The 1,392-nt window shown below is 37.3% G+C and carries 2 protein-coding genes, 1 tRNA gene and 1 pseudogene; all 4 read left to right on the forward strand.

Annotated features, from left to right (window positions below; all coding sequences use genetic code 11):
- Positions 1–414 precede the first annotated feature (414 nt).
- Positions 415–717 carry a 50S ribosomal protein L21 gene (rplU, locus tag OZD61_RS02765; protein ID WP_006279565.1) on the forward strand — a complete coding sequence of 101 codons (303 nt, stop codon included), beginning with the start codon at positions 415–417 and terminating at the stop codon, positions 715–717.
- A 10-nt stretch (positions 718–727) separates the two neighbouring features.
- Positions 728–997, forward strand: coding sequence for a 50S ribosomal protein L27 (gene rpmA / locus OZD61_RS02770; RefSeq protein ID WP_274979763.1), 270 nt, complete (start codon positions 728–730; stop codon positions 995–997).
- A gap of 9 nt (positions 998–1,006) precedes the next feature.
- Positions 1,007–1,083: transfer RNA gene (locus tag OZD61_RS02775), tRNA-Ile, on the forward strand.
- A 57-nt stretch (positions 1,084–1,140) separates the two neighbouring features.
- Positions 1,141–1,326 (forward strand): annotated as a pseudogene (locus tag OZD61_RS02780) (S-adenosylmethionine synthetase N-terminal domain-containing protein); the annotation flags it as partial.
- Positions 1,327–1,392 lie beyond the last annotated feature (66 nt).

The following is a 1,392-nucleotide window of genomic DNA, read 5'->3' on the forward strand; positions in this document are numbered from 1 at the left end:
TTTTATAATGAATTTTGTCAGTAGCCACCAGATTTTTTCAGTTCCTATGCAACAAAGCCCACTGGAATCCCAAAAAAGGATGATGTCATCCTAGTGCTCCTTTTTTTGTCATCCGAGTAGCTGACACTTGGATGACATCGTCATAAAGGAACCAGTGTCAGCTACTCGGATGACAGGAGAAGGGGCTACTTGCATGACGGTGTCGGTAAACTTAGAGCTATAATAACTATTTGCCTTTTTTCTGCTTAGGTTATGCAAGAAGTCTACTGTCTGAGAAAAGGTAGATAAAAGATGAAAACAGATAGAAGTATTTTAGTAGCTCAAAAAGAACGTTAAGTCATGCTTTTTATTTATATTGACAGCGTATATGACATCGTTTACGATTAAAGTTAATAACAATAATTTATATTTGTCATGTTTGCGGTAATTGAGACTGGTGGAAAGCAATATTTAGTAAAAGAAGGTAGTATAATAAAGGTAGAGAAGTTAGAAGCTGAAGAAAAAAAAGAGGTGGAAATCAATAAGGTGATTTGTATTTCAAATAATGGCTTATCTTATTCATCTAATGCTACTGTTAAAGCTGAAGTGTTGGAGCAGTGCAGGGGGGAAAAGATTATAATCTTTAAGAAGAAAAGAAGAAAAAATTACCGTAGGAAAACTGGTCATAGGCAGTATATAACTGTTCTTCGTATAAATGAAATTAGTCTTCAAAAGTAAGAGGTAAGATATGGCAACTAAAAAATCAGGTGGTAGTTCCTGTAATGGTAGAGATTCAGCGGGTCGTAGGTTAGGAATAAAGAAGAATGGGAAGGTTATTCCTGGTAACATAATTGTGCGCCAAAGAGGCACAAAATTCCATCCTGGGAGGAATGTTGGTATAGGTAAAGATCATACGATTTTTGCTAAAATAGAAGGCTGGGTCAGCTTTAGAAGGTCAGCAAATAAAAAGACTTTTATTGATATCGTGCCTACAGATAATATGAAAGCTTCAGCTTGAGTAGATCATGGGTCTGTAGCTCAGGTGGTTAGAGCGCACGCCTGATAAGCGTGAGGTCGGAGGTTCAACTCTTCCCAGACCCACCATTTAGTAGTTACTAACTGTGTTTCCTATAGCGGTTTTGATATTGTATAAGCAAAAACATGAGTTTATATGAAAATTTAGTAACCAGTGAATCAGTGGCGGCTGGTCATCCAGATAAAGTAGCAGATCAAATTTCAGATGCAATACTTGATGAGTACCTTTTTGCTGATCCTTTTGCGCGAGCTGCAATAGAGACTTTAGTCACCAAAGATAACGTTATTATGGCTGGGGAAGTGTTTGGGCCTAAGAACCTGTTTAAAATCTTCGTAATAGGAGAGAAATGAAGGAAAGGACAATCATTTGCAAGCTGG

This window comes from Wolbachia endosymbiont of Drosophila bocki (assembly GCF_028982005.1).
Taxonomy (GTDB): domain Bacteria; phylum Pseudomonadota; class Alphaproteobacteria; order Rickettsiales; family Anaplasmataceae; genus Wolbachia; species Wolbachia pipientis.

Excerpts from the sequence above, each read along its gene's own strand:
- rpmA (WP_274979763.1), top strand. The coding sequence starts at position 728 with ATGGCAACTAAAAAATCAGGTGGTAGTTCCTGTAATGGTAGAGATTCA.
- rplU (WP_006279565.1), top strand. The coding sequence starts at position 415 with ATGTTTGCGGTAATTGAGACTGGTGGAAAGCAATATTTAGTAAAAGAA.